The following is a 2085-nucleotide window of genomic DNA, read 5'->3' as shown; positions in this document are numbered from 1 at the left end:
GTTTATAATGGAAATATCTCAAGTTTTCATAGAAATTTTCGGTATACAAACGATCAAGATCGAACTTTTTCAATTTTTCAAATAATGTCGTTAATGGTATTAATTCAGTTGTATTCAATAAATGAGCTATGCTTTTACCATCTAAAGTCATTTCACTCGTCCCAGTTGGAAAATCATCAACAAACAGGATATCAATCCCCTGAGTACTTAATAGATTAATTTTCTCAAGCGTTTTTTCAGGTAATCTCTCTGCATAAGGAACAACTAGAATTTTATAGCTATTTTTATTGATTTTGAAGGAAAAGTTCTCTATTGTACTTTCTTCAATTTTTTCACAAGGAACGATATCGAATTCATATTGATTCTCTGTTAATACTCTAGTAACCTTTTGTATCGGCATATAGTTGCCAGACCACTCTGCCTCACCATGATATAAAACTGCAATATCAGAACAATGCTGTCCTCCTGTAAATAAATCACTAACTTTATTCATATAGTCCATCAAATTCTTAAAAGCGAAAAATTGAGGGTTATGTCCTTGTGCATAAAAATGAGGTGGACAGTCAGCATCTGGAAAATTACTCATCGTGAAAGCGTGGGGCACAAAATAATTAACACCTCTAACCATCATGTGATCCGCAATCCATTTCATTAATTTTGTTCCTTCAGCCCACCCATATGCACCAAATACTTCACACATTGTTCGGCCCGCTTTTTTCTCATCAAGATAACTCAATGAACTTCCTAATTTAGCTAATGCAAAATGAAAAAACTCACCATCCCATCCATTTGAAGTCATTGATTTAAAGTGACCCTCTTTTTCATCAGGCATCAATTGGTGTAAAACAACATCTATTCCTGACATATCCTGTCCAGACATCGATTTGAAGAAATGACCCGCTCCATAGCCTAATCGACTATGAGCATTATTATCTTCAATTACATGACCGATGTATTTAACACCATGTTCATTACACCAATTGCCAATTCGGTCGGAAAAATTATCCCTGAATAAATCCGTGATGAGTTCCATGAATAGGAATCTGAACTGATGCGCTTCCGCTGAGTCTCCTCGGATTAATAATGGAAGTTTCAATAATACTTCCTCTTTTGAAAACCCTGTATATTCAGCCAATTCAATCTCCATGCCTCTTTTCCATGGAAGTGGCATATCTTTTCGTCCTATTGAAGCATCTGAACCTTTTATATTTCCAAAACGCGGTTCATCAGAAAAGAAGCCCTCAATCGTGGTTCCAAACTTATCACCAAATTTTTCATAATGAGTCTCATAGACTGTCTGAATCAAAACATCCGTGGACTCTGCAACAATTGGATTCAAATAACCCTCTGTTGCAGATTCTCCACCTTCCTTTGTTTCATAACAGATAAAGATACTCCATTCACCATCCGGGATATCCCAATAGAGCATGTCTCCTTTTAAATAATTCGTAATGTCTATCAGTTTGTCTTCATCAATTTTTTCATAACCTTTTCTCGGAGCAGCCGAAACTGACAAAATCTTTCCTTTTCTGTTACTCCCGTTAGATTCGATATTGTTTTCCGTTCCCACACTCATAAAATCTGGTCTTTTTTGAGTGGTCCACCGCACCAGAGTCCCTGCATTCCTCTTAGGGCCAACGACATCCAATTGATAAAACCCTAAAAATAATTTTTGTAATTCCGGATATTTTTCAGTGATAGCTCCTGCTGCAAATCCCGTTGGAAAGTGTTTATCATCTAAAATCCAGATGGTCATTCCGAGCTTCTCGCATTCATCAATTATTATACTTACGTCTAACCACCATTTATCTTCCAAGAATTCTTCGTGAGGTCTGGATTCAATACATACTGACTTAATTCCGCTTTCAGAAATTTTATCGATATAATTTCTGATTGTCACTTCATCTTCTCCATGCATCCATAAAAAAGGCATTATATGATTATCATATTCATCGATCAATAATTTTTCTATTTTATTCATTTTCTTCACCTTGAGCTTTCAAATATCTTCTTTGTTTGCTATATTCATAATGTACTAAAAATTGACTCGTAAAAATATGTCAGAAAGCGATTCTTTTTATATCA

Annotated in this window: 1 protein-coding gene; it reads right to left on the bottom strand. The window is 35.3% G+C overall.

Annotation, left to right across the window (positions count from 1 at the left end; genetic code table 11):
* Positions 1-1981, bottom strand: a 1981-nt coding sequence (locus tag A5868_RS06685; RefSeq protein WP_087654095.1) for a glycosyl hydrolase, incomplete at its 3' end; no start/stop codon positions are given.
* Positions 1982-2085: the final 104 nt, after the last annotated feature.

This window comes from Enterococcus sp. 12F9_DIV0723 (assembly GCF_002174375.1).
Taxonomy (GTDB): domain Bacteria; phylum Bacillota; class Bacilli; order Lactobacillales; family Enterococcaceae; genus Enterococcus_A; species Enterococcus_A gilvus.
This window is presented reverse-complemented; position numbering and strand designations above follow the sequence as displayed.